This is a genomic window from Streptomyces sp. NPDC047108, assembly GCF_040643575.1.
Taxonomy (GTDB): Bacteria; Actinomycetota; Actinomycetes; order Streptomycetales; family Streptomycetaceae; genus Streptomyces.
Genome location: NZ_JBEYUP010000006.1, coordinates 225,081 through 239,912 on the forward strand (window position 1 = coordinate 225,081; position 14,832 = coordinate 239,912).

Below are 14,832 nucleotides of genomic sequence, written 5' to 3' on the forward strand. Positions count from 1 at the left end.
CGGCAGCACCCTTAGGCGGCAGCCGCCGTGACCGCGGGTCCCAGGGTCAGAGCTGCGGCGGCGACATCGTGAAGCGCGCGTTGACGCGCGCGTACACCGTCTGCCGCTGCGGCTCCAGATCCAGTGCGCGCGGCTCGGACTCCGCCCCGCCGCCCGCGTAGCCTCGCGTCCTCGCCCCGCTGGGAGAGGCCGGGGCCGAGGGGCCCTCGGCTCCCTCGTCGGCGAGTTCGACGAGCGCCGTCAGTTCGGCGCCGAGCGCGCCCGCGTACTCGCGCGCCCGCTGCACCGCTTCCCGCACGGCCTGCTGCCGCGCGTCGCGATGGGCGGGCGAATCCGGACGGAGCGACCACCACGGGCCGTCGACGCCGGTGAGTTCGAGGTCGCCGAGCCGGGTCGCGAGCTCGCCGAGCGCCGTGAAGTCGGAGAGCGTCGCCGTCACGTGCACCCGGCCGTGATACGACCGGACGCGCTCGCCGCGCCCCTTGCCGGTCAGCTGGGGCGTGATGACGAACGCGCCGGTCGACAGCTTCTCGACCGCGTCGCCGTAGGACTTGACGAGGTCGAGGACGGCGGAGTTGCGCCGGGTCAGATCGTCCAGCGCGCCCCGCCGGTCCGTGCCGCGTGCGCTGACGGTGATGCCGATCCTGGCGATCTCGGGGTCGACTTCGAGCCGCGCCTCGCCGCGGACGGCGACGCGCGGAACCTCGGGGGTGCCGTACGGTGCGGGCTGCGGTGATGTCGTCATGCCGCCACTCTCTCAGGCCGGGGCGCGCGGCGGACCCTCCGCGCACGGTCATCGAACGGATATCTGGCAAGGGTGTTGCGCACAGCCGCCCGTGGGCCAGAATCTACGCGCGTCGCCGATCGCGACCGACCACAGCCGAACATTGAGGAGTCCCCCCATGCCCTTCGACCGAAGGAAGTTCCTGGGCCGCACCGCGGCCACCGGCGCCGCCGTGGCGCTCGCCGGAGCGGCGACCGCGCCCACCGCTCACGCACAGAGCGGCAGCCGGTCCACCAAGCGCTACTCCTTCACGGTCATGGGGACCACCGACCTGCACGGCAATGTCTTCAACTGGGACTACTTCACGGACAAGGAGTTCGACGACAAGGACCACAACGACGTCGGACTCGCCAAGATCTCCACGCTCGTCGAGCAGATCCGCGAGGAGCGGGGCCGCGAGAACACCCTCCTCATCGACGCGGGCGACACCATCCAGGGCACCCAGCTCTCGTACTACTACGCCAAGGTCGACCCGATCACCGGCGCCGGCGGGCCCGTCCACCCCATGGCCCAGGCGATGAACACCATCGGCTACGACGCCGCCGCCCTCGGCAACCACGAGTTCAACTACGGCATACCGGTGCTGCGGAAGTTCGAGGAGCAGTGCGACTTCCCGCTCCTGGGCGCCAACGCCCTGGACGCGAAGACGCTCCGCCCCGCCTTCCCGCCGTACGTCTTCAAGAAGTTCCGCACGCCCTGCGGCCGCTCGGTGCGGGTTGCGATCCTGGGCCTGACCAACCCTGGCATCGCGATCTGGGACAAGGCCAACGTCCAGGGGAAGATGGCCTTCCCCGGCCTGGAGGAGCAGGCGGCGAAGTACGTGCCGCGGCTGCGCTCGATGGGCGCGGACGTGGTGATCGTGTCGGCGCACTCCGGCAGCAGCGGCACCTCCTCGTACGGCGACCAGCTGCCGCACATCGAGAACGCGGCGGCGCTCGTGGCCGAGCAGGTCCCCGGCATCGACGCGATCCTCGTCGGCCACGCGCACACCGAGATCCCCGAGTACCGCGTCACCAACAAGGAGACCGGCAAGGAGGTCGTGCTCTCCGAACCGCTCAAGTGGGGCCAGCGGCTGACCCTCTTCGACTTCGACCTGGTGTGGAAGCGCGGCACCTGGACCGTGGAGTCGGTCTCCGCGAAGGTCCTCAACTCCAACGCCGTCGCCGAGGACCCGAGGATCACGGGGCTGCTGACCGACGAGCACCGCAAGGTCGTGGCCTACGTCAACCAGGTCATCGGCACCTCCACCGCCGCCATGGCCGCGGCCGAGGCCCCCTACAAGGACGTCCCGGTCATCGACTTCATCAACTTCGTCCAGGCGGAGACGGTGAAGGAGGCGCTGAAGGGGACCGAGCACGCCGAGCTGCCGGTGATCTCGCAGGCAGCGTGCTTCTCCCGTACGGCGTCGATCCCCGCCGGTGACGTCACCATCCGGGACGTGGCCGGGTTGTACGTCTTCGAGAACACCCTGGAGGCGCGGCTCGTCACGGGTGCGCAGCTCAAGGACTATCTGGAGTTCTCGGCCCGCTACTTCGTGCGGACCGCGCCCGACGCGCCCGTCGACCCCGCGAAGCTGACGAACGCCGACAACACCCCGGACTACAACTACGACGTGATCAGCGGCGTGGCGTACGAGATCGACATCGCGAAGGCGGCCGGCTCGCGGATCGCGAACCTGACCTTCGACGGGAAGCCGGTCGACCCGAAGGCGCAGTTCGTCTTCGCCGTCAACAACTACCGGGCCAGCGGCGGCGGCAACTTCCCGCACGTCGCGGCGGCCAAGCAGCTCTGGTCCAACTCCGACGAGATCCGCAACACGATCATCTCGTGGGTGAAGGCGAAGGGGAACATCGACGTCGACGCGTTCTCCTCCGTCGACTGGAAGCTCACGCGTGACGGAGCTCCACTGTTCTGACCGGTGCACCGCCCGCAGGGCGCCCCCGCCTGCCGTCCGCACCGCCGTCCAGACCGAAGGTCGTGAACGCGGTGCGGGCGGGCAGCGGGTAGGGCTCCTCACGCCAACCGCCCGCCTTCGTCAGGGTGTTGAGGATGGTGGCGCTCCGCCAGGCGGCGAGGCCGAGGTCGGGGGCGCCCACCCCGTGGGTGTGCCGCTCCGCGTTCTGGACATACACGGCGCCCGTGACCCCGCGGTCCATCACCAGCCGGAACTGCTCGTCGACACGGGGCCGTTCGGAGGCGTCCCGCCGCATGTACGGGTCGAGGGACGCCAGGAGGTCGTCGACACCGCGCTCGCGGTAGCCGGTCGCGAGGACCACGCCGTCGGTGGTGACCCGGCTGCGGGTGCCCTGCTGCAGATGCTCCAGGTGGAGTTCGACGCGCCTGGTCCCGCTGCCGAACCGTCCTGCCGTACGGATCCGGACGCCGGGGGTGAGGACGACGTCGGGCCAGCCGCCGTCCAGCGTGCGCCGGTACAGCTCGTCGTGGATGGCGGCGAGCGTGCCGGGGGCGATGCCCTGGTGGAGCTGCGACTGCCGCGACAGCAGCTCGTCACGGATCGGCTCGGGCAGGCCGTGGAAGTAGCGGGTGTAGTCGGGCGTGAAGTGCTCCAGCCCCAGCTTGCTGTGCTCCATGGGCGCGAAGGCCGCGGTCCGGCCGAGCCAGGCGAGCCGTTCGCGTCCGGCGGGCCGGGCCCTCAGAAGGTCGAGGAAGACCTCGGCCCCGGACTGACCCGAGCCGATGACCGTGAGGTGCTCGGCGGCCAGCAGCCGCTCGCGGTGGGCGAGGTAGTCCGCGGAGTGGACCACGGGGACGGCCGGGGCCTCGGCGAGCGGGCGGAGCCGCTCGGGGACGTACGGCTCGGTGCCGATCCCGACGACGACGTTACGGGCGTGGACCCGGCCCAGGGACTCGGCCTCGCCGTCCGCGCCGGTGCGGCTGAAATCGACCTCGAACAGCTCGCGTTCGGGGTTCCAGCGGACGCCGTCGACCTGGTGCCCGAAGTGCAGACCTGGCAGCCGCTCACTCACCCAGCGGCAGTAGGCGTCGTACTCGGCGCGCTCGATGTGGAAGCGCTCCGCGACGTAGAACGGGAAGAGCCGGCCGCCGGCGCGGAGATGGCTGAGGAAGGACCAGGGGCTGGCCGGGTCGGCGAGTGTGACCAGGTCGGCGAGGAACGGGACCTGGACGGTGGAGCCCTCGATGAGCAGGCCGGGGTGCCAGTGGAAGGCGGGGCGCCGGTCGTAGAAGGCGGTGCGCAGACCCGGGACGCCGTGGGCGAGGGCGGCGAGGGAGAGGTTGAACGGGCCGATGCCGATGCCGACGAGGTCGAGGGGGCGGCCGGGGACGTCGGCCTCGCGCGCGGAGGCCTCGGACCTCCCCTTCGGCGGCGCGGCCGGCGACCGTGGAGAAGATCCCGTCGACCCTGTCGGTGATCCCGTCGATCCCGTCGGTGATCCCGCCGATCCCGTCGATGCCCCCTTCGGCGACCGGGGCGCGTCGCTCTCGACCGCGGGCACCGGGCGCTGCCCCGGCAGGGTCGGTGCGTGCCTCGGCGGGTCCGGGAACTCCGGCGTTCGGTCGCTCATACGGCCGTGCTCCCTTCCACCACGCCGAGCAGGATTTCGAGATCCGTGGGCCGGGTGTGCGGGTTGAGCACGGTGGCCTTGAACCACAGCTTGTCCACGCCGTCACGGTGGTCGGTGGCGCGGGCCCGCCCCAGGACCGCGCGGCCCTCGGTCATCAGATGGCGGCGCACGGACGCGACGCGCTCGTCGTCGGCCCCGGCCGGCCGGAACAGGACCGTGGACAGGGTGGGCCGCTCGTACAGGTCGAACCCCGGGTGGGCCTCGACCAGGTCGGCGAGTCGCTGGGCGGCGGCCACCGCGTGCTCGACGAGGGCGGCGATCCCGGTGCGGCCGAGCGCCCGCAGCGTCACGGCGACCTTGAGGACGTCCGGGCGGCGGGTCGTGCGGAGCGAGCGGCCGAGGAGGTCCGGGATGCCGGCGGCGGTGTCGTCCGCGGGGTTGAGGTAGTCGGCGCGATGGCCGAGCGGGTCCAGTGCCGTACGGTCGGGCACGGCCAGGAGACCGGCGGCGACCGGCTGCCAGCCCAGCTTGTGCAGATCGGCGGTGACGGTGTCGGCGCGGGCCAGGCCGTCGAGCTGGTGGCGGAGCGTGGTGCTGAACAGCAGCGGGAAGCCGTACGCCGCGTCCACATGGAAGCGGGCGGAGTGCGCGGCGCAGACGTCGGCGAGCTGCGGCAGCGGGTCGATCTCCCCGGCGTCGGAGGTGCCGGCGGTGGCGACGGCGAGTGCCGGTCCGCTCAACTCGCCCAGAGCACGGTCGAGTTCGGTGGGGCTGACGATCCCGGCGGGGGTGGGCAGCACGACGGGCTCGGGCAGCCCGAGGAGCCAGGCCCCGCGGGCGATGCTGTGGTGCGCGTTGGCCCCGCAGACGACGCGCAGGGGGCCTTCTTCCCGGGCGAGTTCGCGGGCGAGCAGGAGGGCCAGCTGGTTGGACTCGGTCCCGCCGGTCGTCACGAGCGCGTCCGGAGCGGATCCGGCGGGGAAGATCTCGGTCGCGAGTCCGCGAGCGACGAGGTCTTCGAGCACGGAGGCACCCGGCGCCTGGTCCCAGGAGTCCATCGACGGGTTGAGCGCGCTCGCCGCGAGGTCGGCGGCCGCAGCCACCGCGAGCGGCGGGCAGTGCAAGTGGGCCGCGCACAGCGGGTCGGCGGGGTCCGCCGCGCTCTCGGCGAAGGCCCGTACGAGGTCACGCAGGGCGGTCTCGGAACCGGCCCCGGCTTCGGGGATGAGCGGCTCCGCCGCGGCTCTCACGCGGTGGCCGACGTCCCGGGGGCCTCCCGCGGGGATGGGCCCGCCGCGATCCGCGGTGCCCGCCTCGAGCGCGTCCAGCACGACGTCGAGCAGGGGCCGCAGCGCCCGCGGGCCGTCGACCCCTCCCGCGAGCGGTGCGGTGGAGCGGAGCGAACCGTGCGTGCCGTGGGTCCCTTCAGTGCCGTGTGTGCCGTGTGTGCCGTCCGGCGGCAGAGGCATGGTCGTCCTTCGGGGAGTGCGTCGCCGGACAGGCCAACCGGCGGCCGCCAGGTCCGCGGCCAGTGCACAGTTTGGGCGGGCACGCCCGCGGTCCGTACGGAGAGCGCGCGATCAGAACCCGAAAGTGGTACGGCCACAGGGCCCGGATGCCGTCCCCCGGCGTCACTCCACCGGGCGACCGGCTCGCGGGAAGCCCCGGTCGAAGCCCCGCGCGCCTCGTCCGGCACGGGTGCTCGGTCTCGTACGGGATGGCGCGTACGGGCGCGCGTACGAGATTGCATGGGGGCTCGTAGCGACGGTTCGTCAGGGGGCGGTGCGCCGCGGCCCCGATGCATACGGGCGGGCCTGCCGCGTCCCCGGTTCGTGCGGGACCGCGGCAGGCCCGGCGCATCAGCCCATGCGGACGCGCAACGCCCTGCGCAGGTCGTCCAGTTGGTCGGCGAGCCTGCGGCGCAGCACCGGGATCGGCTCGTCGTCGCGGAGGCAGTCCTCGCCCAGCCGCAGGGTCTCCGCGTCCACGGCGTGGGCGGGGAACGCGTGGCGGCCCAGGACCTCACCGATGGCCGCGCCACGGCGCGCGGAGGCGGCGACGGCCGCGGGGAAGTACCGCGGCACGAAGTCCCGGAGGAGGTGGTGCTGTTCGGGCTGCCAGAAGCCCTGGGCGGTGGCGGTGACGAGGTACGCGGACAGTTCGTCGCTCTCGAACATCTCCGTCCAGGCGGTCTTCTTGGCCTCCGGCTCCGGCAGGGCGGCCCGGCACCGCGCGGCGCCCTCCTCACCCGCGGCGCTCGGGTCCCGTTCCAGCTCGGCCGCGATGTCCTCCCGCGTCGCCGCGCCCAGCGCGGAGATCCGGCCGAGCATGCGCCACCGCAGCTCCGGGTCGAGCTCGGGGCCCCCGGGGACGGCGCCGGAGGCGAGCCATTCGCGCAGGGTGTCGGAGTCGGTGGAGCTGTCGATGAAGGTGCGGAGCGCGGTGAGCCTCCGGCCGGGCGCCGAGCCGTCCTCGGTGATCCGCAGCATGCTGCGGCCGATGGCGGTGAGGGTCTTCAGGGCGTCGGGGCGTGCCTCGAGCGGCAGGAAACGGTCGACGACATGGACGCCGGCGAAGGTGAGGACGCCCTGCACGATCGCGTTGTCCGGCTCGTACGGGAGGTGGGCGCGGGCGGTGTCCAGATAGGCGGCGGGCGCGAGGTCACCGTCGCGGACCATGTCGCGGGCGGTGTTCCAGACCACGGCACGGGAGAGCGGATCGGGAAGCCCCGAGAGACTGCCGACCGCCGTCTGCCAGGAGCGCGCGTCCAGACGGATCTTGGCGTAGTCGAGGTCGCCGTCGTTGAGGAGCACCAGGTCGGGCCGGCGGCCGGGGTACGTGGGGCGGTCGCCGTCCTGCGGGACACCGGCCGGGGCGCCGGCTCCGTCCTGCGGGATGTCGACCTCGAACCGCTCCCGCAGGACCAGTCGGTCCGGCTCGACCGCGTCGATGTCGTACGCGCCGACCGCGACGCGGTGCGGGCGGCTGCCGTCGCGGCGCACGGCCAGGCTCCAGCGGCCGTCCGGCGCGTCGGCGGGCTCGGCGGTGAGGGTGTCGATCCCGGTGGTCCGCAGCCAGGCGTCGGCCCAGGCGTGCACGTCGCGGCCGGAGGCGCGGGCGAGGGAGTCGATGAAGTCGGCGAGCGTGGCGTTGCCGAACCGGTGCCGTGCGAAGTGGTCGTTGATGCCTGCGAGGAAGTCGCGTTCGCCGAGCCAGGTGACGAGCTGGCGCAGGGCGGAGGCGCCCTTGGCGTAGGAGATGCCGTCGAAGTTGACGCGGGCGGCCTCCGTGTCCGGCACGCCGTCGGGCTCGGGTGCGACGGGGTGGGTGGAGGGGCGCTCGTCGGCGTCGTAGCCCCAGCTCTTGCGGGCGACGGCGAAGTCGGTCCAGGTGCCGGTGAAGTCGGTGGCCTCGCTGAGGACCTGGAAGCCCATGTACTCGGCGAAGGACTCGTTGAGCCAGATGTCGTCCCACCACTTCAGGGTGACCAGGTCACCGAACCACATGTGGGCCATCTCGTGGGCGATGACCATCGCCCGGCTCTGGCGCTGGGTGTCGGTCACGGCGGAGCGGAACACCAACTCGTCGCGGAAGGTGACGAGTCCGGGGTTCTCCATGGCCCCCATGTTGAACTCGGGCACGAACGCCTGGTCGTAGGAGTCGAAGGGGTACGGCTCGTCGAAGATCTCGTGGTAGCGCGCGAAGCAGCGGCGGGTGACGGCGAACAGCTCGTCGGCGTCCGCGTCGAGGTGCTCGGCGAGCGACCGCCGTACGTGCAGACCGACCGGCAGGCCGTCGATCTCGCTGCGCACGGAGTGGTACGGCCCTGCGGCCACCGCCATCAGATACGTGCTGATCGGCGGGGTCGGCGCGAGCCGCCACCGCCCCTTGCCTGTCTCATCGGCGATGCCGTTGCCGAGGACGGTCCACTCGGCGGGCGCGGTGACGGCCACCTCGAGGACGGCCTTCAGGTCGGGCTGGTCGAAGCAGGCGAAGATGGCGGGCGCGTCCGCCATGCAGCACATCGAGTAGAGGTACGTGCAGCCGTCGGCGGGGTCGGTGAAGCGGTGCATGCCCTCGCCGGTGCGGGAGTAGCGCATGTCGGCGTCGACGCGCAGCTCGTGCCGCCCGGCCGTGAGCCCGGTGAGCGGCAGCCGGCCGTCGCCGAAGGCCGCAGGATCGAGCTTCTGCCCGTCGAGCTCGGCGCTGTGCAGGGTGTCCGGGCGCAGTTCGACGAAGGTGTCGGCCCGCTCGTGCACAGTGAACGTGATGACGGTGGTGGAGCGGAAGACGTCCTCACCGCGCGTCACATCGAGGTCGATGGCGTAGCGCTGCACGTCGAGGAGGCGGGCTCGGGTCTGCGCTTCGTCGCGCGTGAGTACGGACATGGGGCCCATGCTGCCGCATCTTCCGCGGTCCGCGCAGGTGGGTCCGGGCGCGCGGCGCCCCACCGGTGGACGCACGCCTCACCGGTACCCACGGTGACGGTACGGGCACGGCACCGGCCTGTCCGGGACCGGTACGGACACGGTCCCGCTGTGTCGGTGGCGGTACGGGCGCGGTCGCGTTGCGTCCTGGAGGGCGGCCGTGACGCGGGCTGCGGCGGGGGCGTTGATCCCGGTCCATCCGGGGAGACGGCCCCGCCACTCGATGCGCGCGGCGTGAACGGCCGCCGGGAGGCGGCCTGTTGCTCTCAGCTGCGGGCGATCGTCTCGTGGTGGCGGATGACCTCGGCGATGATGAAGTTCAGCAGCTTCTCGGCGAACGCCGGGTCCAGCTTCGCGCCCTCGGCGAGCTGCCGGAGCCGGGCGATCTGGCGGGACTCTCGGTCCGGGTCGGCCGGGGGGAGACGGTGTTCGGCCTTGAGGCGGCCGACCTGCTGGGTGCACTTGAAGCGCTCCGCCACGATGTGGACGAGCGCCGCGTCCATGTTGTCGATGCTCTCGCGGAGGCGGGTCAGCTCGGCCAGGACGGCGTCGTCGGATGCGGCCGGGGGCTCGGCCGTGGCGGCGTGGTTCACGGGCCGGTCGGGCTGATCGGTCATGGAGCGGGGTCTCCCGTTGCGGAACACATGCGGAACACAGGGGCGGAACCCTTGCGGGCGGCAGTCGGCGTCACCGTAACAGGGCGGGCCCGCGTGCGGCGCGGCGTGACCGCTCCTCGGACGGGCTGGTCGGACGGCGTACGGAGGGGCGGGCGCGGTCCCGTCTCATCGGGGACGGCGGCGGCCAGGGGGCATCGCGCGTCGTCGGGACGGCGTCCGCGGGGGTGCGTCACGCCGCGCCCGCGGGTCCGATCGTCGGCGGGTCGTCCGGGTCGGGTATCCGGTCGCTCCAGCCGCCGGGCACGGTCCGTCCCTGCTGCTCGCGGAAGCGGACCGGCGCGGTGCCGACGCGGCGGGTGAACAGGCGGCTGAAGTACGCCGGGTCGTCGTAGCCGACCCGGCGGGCGACGGCCGCGACCGGCAGTTCGGTGGCGGCCAGCAGTTCCTTGGCGCGGCCGAGGCGGATGCCGAGCAGGTAGTCCTTGGGGCTGCATCCGGCGGCGCGGCGTACGGCGGCGCGCAGTTCGGCCGCGGTCATGGCGTGCCGTGCCGCGTGCTCGGCGACGGACAGCGGCCTGAAGGCGTCCCGGGCCAGGGCCTGGAGGACAGGGTCGCCGTCGCGCCCCAGGTCGGCGCGGGCGCGGCGGAGGGCGACGAGGAGTTCGTGGACGGCGGCGCCGGTCTCGACCTCCAGGAGCGGATTGCCCCGGCGCGCGGCCCGCGCGATGCGCCCTACCGCGGCGCGCGCGCCGGCCGTGTCGGCGAGCGGCACCAGGGGCCGCTCCGGCTCGATGTACCCGAGTTCGGTGTACGTGGTGGTGGCGGGCCCGGTGAAGTCGACGAAGCTCTCGTCCCATCCGGTCTCCGGGTCGGCGCCGTAGTGGTGCGGCACGCCGGGGACGAGCCACAGCAGCGCGGGCGCGACGACCGTACGGTCCCGGCCGTCGGGTTCACGCAGCCAGCCGCGGCCGGAGTTGATGACGACCGCCACGTGGTGGTCGAGGGTGCGCGGCCCGACGGTGGGGAGGGTTCCGTGCTGGAGGCCGACGCCGAGGCAGACCAGGCCGAGCCGGTGGTGGACCGGGCTGGGCGTGAAGTACCGCATCCAGGTGTGGTACACGGCGGGCCTCCCGTCCTCGCGACCGCTGCGCCCCGCGCGCCGGCCGGGGGCGGGCGCCTGAGCACCGCCGATCTTCGTCGATGGACGGGCGCGGTGCCAGAGGTGGCGGCGAAACCGGACGGCGGTGGGCGGGGCCGGACCGGGGAGGAAGCGAGCCGTGCGGAGCCCCCGAGGCGCGGCCCGCGCGGCGCGCTCGGGCGACCCGTCCCGGCAGCGGGGGCACCCGGCCGGCCACGGCCCGGGCCGGCCGCGGGGGCACCCCGGAAGGGCACCCCCGCTGCCGCGCGGCCGGTCAGGGACGGGCGTACGGCCGGGTCATGATCTCCATGTTGTGGCCGTCGGGGTCGTCGAAGTACGCGCCGCGACCGCCGAAGAGGCGGTTGATCGCGCCGGGTTCGGTATGGCCGGGGTCGGCGTAGTGGGTGACGCCGACGGCGTCCAGCCGGGCGATCATGGTGTCGAACTGCGCGTCGGGCACGAGGAACGCGTAGTGCTGCGACTGGATCGGCTCGTCCCGCTTCTCGTAGTAGTCCAGGGTCACGTCGTTGCCGAGGTCGACGGGGAGGAACGGCCCGAAAGGGGCACCGACCTCCAGCCCCAGGATCGTGGCGATGAACTCGGCCGAGAGCCGGCGGTCTCGGGCGTGGACAACGGTGTGGTTCAGATGGACCGCGGCCGTCGGCAACGCGGTTCGGTGCGGGTGCTGCTGGTCGTACGGCATCAGGGCAGGTGTCTCCGGGTCCGGGATGCGCTGGGCGGTGCGCCGCATACGGGCGCGAGGCGGATGAGGAGGAAGGACGCGGAGCAACGGGCGGGCCCCTGGCCCGCCGCCCGTTCACGCAGGGGCCGGGAACCTCACGCGTGCGTGGCCCATGGCCGACCCGGCAGTCACCCGGCCGACTCTAAGGTCAACTACGGTCCGGGGCAATGCCGTTCGGGCCGGTACCGGTCGGCGTACTCCGCCGGCGGCCGAGAGGTCACCGAGCGGCGGCCTCACACCAGGAGAGCCGGTCCCCGTCAGTTACGGACCGGCCCTCCTGCGCCAGGGCTCCTACCCGAGCTCCTCGACCGTGAAGCCGTCCAGGACGAATTCGGCGGTGCCGCTGTCGCCGGTCTTGCGCAGGCCCACCCAGGCGTCGCCGTCCCCGGGGGCGGTGAACTCGTGGGTGAAGGCGGTGGGAGCGGTCGCCTCCGGCAGCGGCGTCCGGCTCAGCTCACGGGCGTCCGGGGTGTCGGTGGCCGTGATCCAGGCGTACTGCCCGGCCTGCTCGTTCTCGTACCGGAAGGAGACGCGGTAGCGACGGCCGGAGCGGAAGCGGACCGTGTGCGGGACGGTGCGGTACACCAGGCCCTCGTTCTCACCGCGCGACTTCAGCGATTCGCGGCCGTCGATCACGTCGTCGATCGCCTTGCCGTTCCAGCCGCGCTGGGTGTACGGCGCGTGCCGCTGCGCGATGTGCGTGCGCGGGTCGGTGGCGCCGCCCGCGTCGCCTTTCACGAACGGGCCCCAGCCGTGCGGCACGTGCTCGAAGTCCTCGTGGAGGAGCGCCCCGGGCCGGGTGGAGCGGCGCGCCGCGACGACACGGACGTTGTCGAACCGCACCCGTGCCGCACCCGCCTCCGCCCGCAGCGTGAGCCGCACCGTGCCGCCGCCCTCGGGGACGGTGAACCAGGTGATCATCCGCTGGAAGCGCGTCCCGTGCTTGCGGTCCGCGGCCACGTAGTTGACGGCCGTGGAGACGTCCGTCCAGGTGGCGGCCGTGACCCCGTCGGCCGTACGGACCTGCAGCGAGGCCTTTCTCCGCTCCCCCGCGCGTCCGCCGACCTCGACGTCCACCGAGGCCGCGTAGCCGCCGGGCGCGAGGCGGGCGAGGCGCTGCCCGACCGCGGCCGCTCCCCCGCCCGCCACCACCAGTTCGTGGTCGCCCCGCTCGGAGAGGACCACGGACGCGGGTCCGGTGGCCTCCCAGCCCTCCAGGGAACCGGAGTTGAAGCCGGGGTCGTGCAGCGGGGTGTGTTCCCCCCAGCGCGGCGCGGGCTGCCGGGGCGGGCGGCCGCGGTAGAGGACGTACGGCTGTCCGGCCTCCGCCGTCACGGTGACGCGGCCCGCACGTACGGGCAGGTCGCGGACGTGGACCCGGCCCTGATCGGTGAGGCGGTACAGACCGGCGGACGAGGCGCCGGACCATCCGCGCGGCACCTCCCAACGCGTCGTGCCGCCCTCGGGGTTGTAGTGGTAGAGCTTGCGGGGATCAAGGGCCGTACGGGGCTCCCAGGGCAGCAGATAGGTGCCCCCGTCGAGGACGAGCCGTCCGTCGGTGGTGATCCTGCGGGTGCCGTCCGCGTCCGAGACGCATGTGGCGCCCGGCCCGAAGAAGGTGATCTCGTGCTCGTCCCACCGCTTGATCGGGTACGCCTGGAGGTACTTGGCGGGCAGGCTGTCGGTCCAGATCTGCCGGTGGAAGACGTTCCAGTCCGTCTTGCCGACCCAGCCCTCGAAGTTGCCGGTCCGCGGGATGCCCAGCAGCGTCGGCCACTTGTCGGCGAAGACGTCCTTCTGGTGGTTGCGGACGAAGCGGATGAGCCGGGAGTTGACGCCGCGTGAGGTGTCGGGCCCGTAGTCGGTCTCGGTGGCCCAGTGCGACCAGAGGGCGGAGCGCTCGAAGCCGTGGCCCCACTCGGTGGTGATCCGCCAGCCCTGCGCGCGCAGTTCGCGCTGCAGCCGGTCGGAGGTCCAGCCGGACTCCCGGAAGACATCGATGTAGAGCATGTCCAGCGCCGGGTCGGTCTCCTCGCGCAGCCGGCGGAAGCGGCGGACGATGTCTCCGGAGACGAGATCGCGGCGCTGGTCGATGCGGTAGGACTGGTCGAGCCAGTCCCACTGCGCGTTGCCCTGGTCGACCAGCGTCTCGGAGAACGCGTCGGCGACCGGGTAGGACTCGGTGGCGTTGACGTGGACGGCGAAGTCGCAGTTCCACCGCTTGCCCGTCCGCAGCAGGGAGTTGAGGTCGTTCAGGCCCCCGGCGCGCTTGTTGTGGTTGCCTCCGTAGTCGGGGTGGGCGGAGTCGTGGCCTTCGGACTGGTAGCCCTTGAGGAGCGTGAACTGCCGCAGTCCGTCGGTCGCGAGCGCGATCCGCTTGACGTTGTCCAGCGTCGTCAGGAACGGATTCGTGGCCTGGCTGGCGAAGTTGAACGGGATGTGGGGCACGACGCGAAGATGCTGGTCGTCGGCGCCCAGCGGCTCGACCATGATGTCGCGCAACGCGATGGCCGCGTCCTGCCAGTCGACGACGCCGTCGCCGTTGCGGTCCCGGGTGACGACGACCTTCGCGTACGGCAGGGGTTCGGTGTCCGTCACCGGCGCGGTGGCGGCGCGGTGGGTCCACTGCCCGCAGGCGATCCCGACGGTGACCTGGCCGTCCCGCCGTACCGCCCGGCGCCGGAAGCGGCCGTTCTCCCAGGTGGTCCCCGCGGCACTGTCCGGCTTGTCGTGGACGGTGTTGCTCTCCACGGCCCCGGCGAGGCGGTCGGTGGAGACGACGGCGTACGCGCAGCCGGCGGGCTTCGGGTCGGGCGGGGTGTCCGCGGTGACCCGGACGTGCGTGTCGCCGTCCTTCGCCTTGTCCAGTTCGACGCGGGCGGTACGCACGGCCGCGCCCGGCTGGTCGCTGCGGACGGAGAGCAGGTGGAGGCCCGGGATCTCCAGGGTGCCGACCCTGAGGGCGGGGGTGTCCGCGATCCTTGTGACGCGGAGGGTGACGATCCATCCGTCGACGGCGATCTCGGCCTCGATCCGCGTACCGCCGTCGAGTTCGAGGACGTACGCGATGCGCCCGGCGGCCGCGCGGGCGGAGACCCGCGGGGTGTGCTCGGCCCCGTCGACGAGGAGTGTGCCGACGGGTTCCTCCTGGCCGTGCAACACGGCGCCGGTGGCGCGGTCGGTGTAGGACACGATGCGCGGGAAACCGGTGTCGACGCGGACATCGAGCTGGGCGGAGCGCAGGACGGCGTACTGCGCGGCGGGACGCGCGGACGCGGCGTACGCGGTACCGCCGTGCTGCGCGGCCACGGCCAGCCCGGCGAGGGCGGTGGACACCACGACGGTGCGGCGGCTGGGGGCGGTGGTGGGGGCGCCGTCCGTGCCACCAGGTCCCCGCTCCGGTTCCCGTCCCCGCTCCGCCTCGTACGGTGCCTCTCCGGCGTCAGTGTCCACGCGCCTCGCCCCTTCTCGTGCCCCGTGCCCGCTCGGTCGTGATCACCCTGGCCGGGCGGGACCAGGCGCGCCCATGGACAAAGGGGAGGCAGGTGTTGGACATACGGGCGACGCGGTGCGCGGATG

At 73.1% G+C, this 14,832-nt stretch carries 9 protein-coding genes; 1 reads left to right on the forward strand and 8 read right to left on the reverse strand.

Features of this window, described 5'->3' with window-relative positions; all coding sequences use genetic code 11:
- Positions 1-46: 46 nt before the first annotated feature.
- Positions 47-745, reverse strand: coding sequence for an SIMPL domain-containing protein (locus ABZ822_RS15655; protein WP_360852961.1), 699 nt, complete (start codon positions 743-745; stop codon positions 47-49).
- 157 nt (positions 746-902) lie between these two features.
- Between ABZ822_RS15655 and ABZ822_RS15660 the strand changes: the two genes are divergently transcribed.
- A complete protein-coding gene (locus ABZ822_RS15660) occupies positions 903-2,699 on the forward strand; it encodes a 5'-nucleotidase C-terminal domain-containing protein (RefSeq protein WP_360852964.1) in 1,797 nt (598 codons plus the stop codon).
- Here ABZ822_RS15660 and ABZ822_RS15665 read toward each other — a convergent pair.
- From ABZ822_RS15665 to ABZ822_RS15695, 7 genes are all read right to left on the reverse strand, one after another.
- Entirely contained in the window at positions 2,671-4,329 is a 1,659-nt protein-coding gene (locus tag ABZ822_RS15665; RefSeq protein ID WP_360852966.1) for a SidA/IucD/PvdA family monooxygenase, read from the reverse strand. The two genes, ABZ822_RS15660 and ABZ822_RS15665, sit on opposite strands and share 29 nt — an antisense overlap.
- The gene (locus ABZ822_RS15670; protein ID WP_360852969.1) at positions 4,326-5,798 is read right to left on the reverse strand and encodes a pyridoxal-dependent decarboxylase; all 1,473 of its coding nucleotides are present in this window, start codon (positions 5,796-5,798) and stop codon (positions 4,326-4,328) included. The genes ABZ822_RS15665 and ABZ822_RS15670 overlap by 4 nt, the downstream gene beginning before the upstream one ends.
- Before the next feature lie 390 nt (positions 5,799-6,188).
- Positions 6,189-8,717 (reverse strand): aminopeptidase N, encoded by a 2,529-nt coding sequence (gene pepN / locus ABZ822_RS15675; protein ID WP_360852972.1) that lies wholly within the window; start codon positions 8,715-8,717, stop codon positions 6,189-6,191.
- A 305-nt stretch (positions 8,718-9,022) separates the two neighbouring features.
- Positions 9,023-9,373 carry a chorismate mutase gene (locus ABZ822_RS15680; RefSeq protein WP_360852974.1) on the reverse strand — a complete coding sequence of 117 codons (351 nt, stop codon included), beginning with the start codon at positions 9,371-9,373 and terminating at the stop codon, positions 9,023-9,025.
- Positions 9,374-9,602: 229 nt separating this feature from the next.
- Positions 9,603-10,493, reverse strand: a complete 891-nt coding sequence (locus tag ABZ822_RS15685) for an AraC family transcriptional regulator (RefSeq protein ID WP_360852977.1) — start codon at positions 10,491-10,493, stop codon at positions 9,603-9,605.
- Positions 10,494-10,785: 292 nt separating this feature from the next.
- Positions 10,786-11,214: a VOC family protein gene (locus tag ABZ822_RS15690; RefSeq protein ID WP_360853362.1), complete on the reverse strand. Its 429-nt coding sequence runs from the start codon at positions 11,212-11,214 to the stop codon at positions 10,786-10,788.
- Between the two features lie 330 nt (positions 11,215-11,544).
- A complete protein-coding gene (locus ABZ822_RS15695; protein WP_360853365.1) occupies positions 11,545-14,592 on the reverse strand; it encodes an endo-alpha-N-acetylgalactosaminidase family protein in 3,048 nt (1,015 codons plus the stop codon).
- Positions 14,593-14,832 lie beyond the last annotated feature (240 nt).

Bases quoted from the DNA above. Each gene is read 5' to 3' on its own strand.
- ABZ822_RS15655 (WP_360852961.1), bottom strand. From the start codon at position 745: ATGACGACATCACCGCAGCCCGCACCGTACGGCACCCCCGAGGTTCCG.
- ABZ822_RS15660 (WP_360852964.1), top strand. From the start codon at position 903: ATGCCCTTCGACCGAAGGAAGTTCCTGGGCCGCACCGCGGCCACCGGC.
- ABZ822_RS15665 (WP_360852966.1), bottom strand. From the start codon at position 4,329: ATGAGCGACCGAACGCCGGAGTTCCCGGACCCGCCGAGGCACGCACCG.
- ABZ822_RS15670 (WP_360852969.1), bottom strand. From the start codon at position 5,798: ATGCCTCTGCCGCCGGACGGCACACACGGCACACACGGCACTGAAGGG.
- pepN (WP_360852972.1), bottom strand. From the start codon at position 8,717: ATGTCCGTACTCACGCGCGACGAAGCGCAGACCCGAGCCCGCCTCCTC.
- ABZ822_RS15680 (WP_360852974.1), bottom strand. From the start codon at position 9,373: ATGACCGATCAGCCCGACCGGCCCGTGAACCACGCCGCCACGGCCGAG.
- ABZ822_RS15690 (WP_360853362.1), bottom strand. From the start codon at position 11,214: ATGCCGTACGACCAGCAGCACCCGCACCGAACCGCGTTGCCGACGGCC.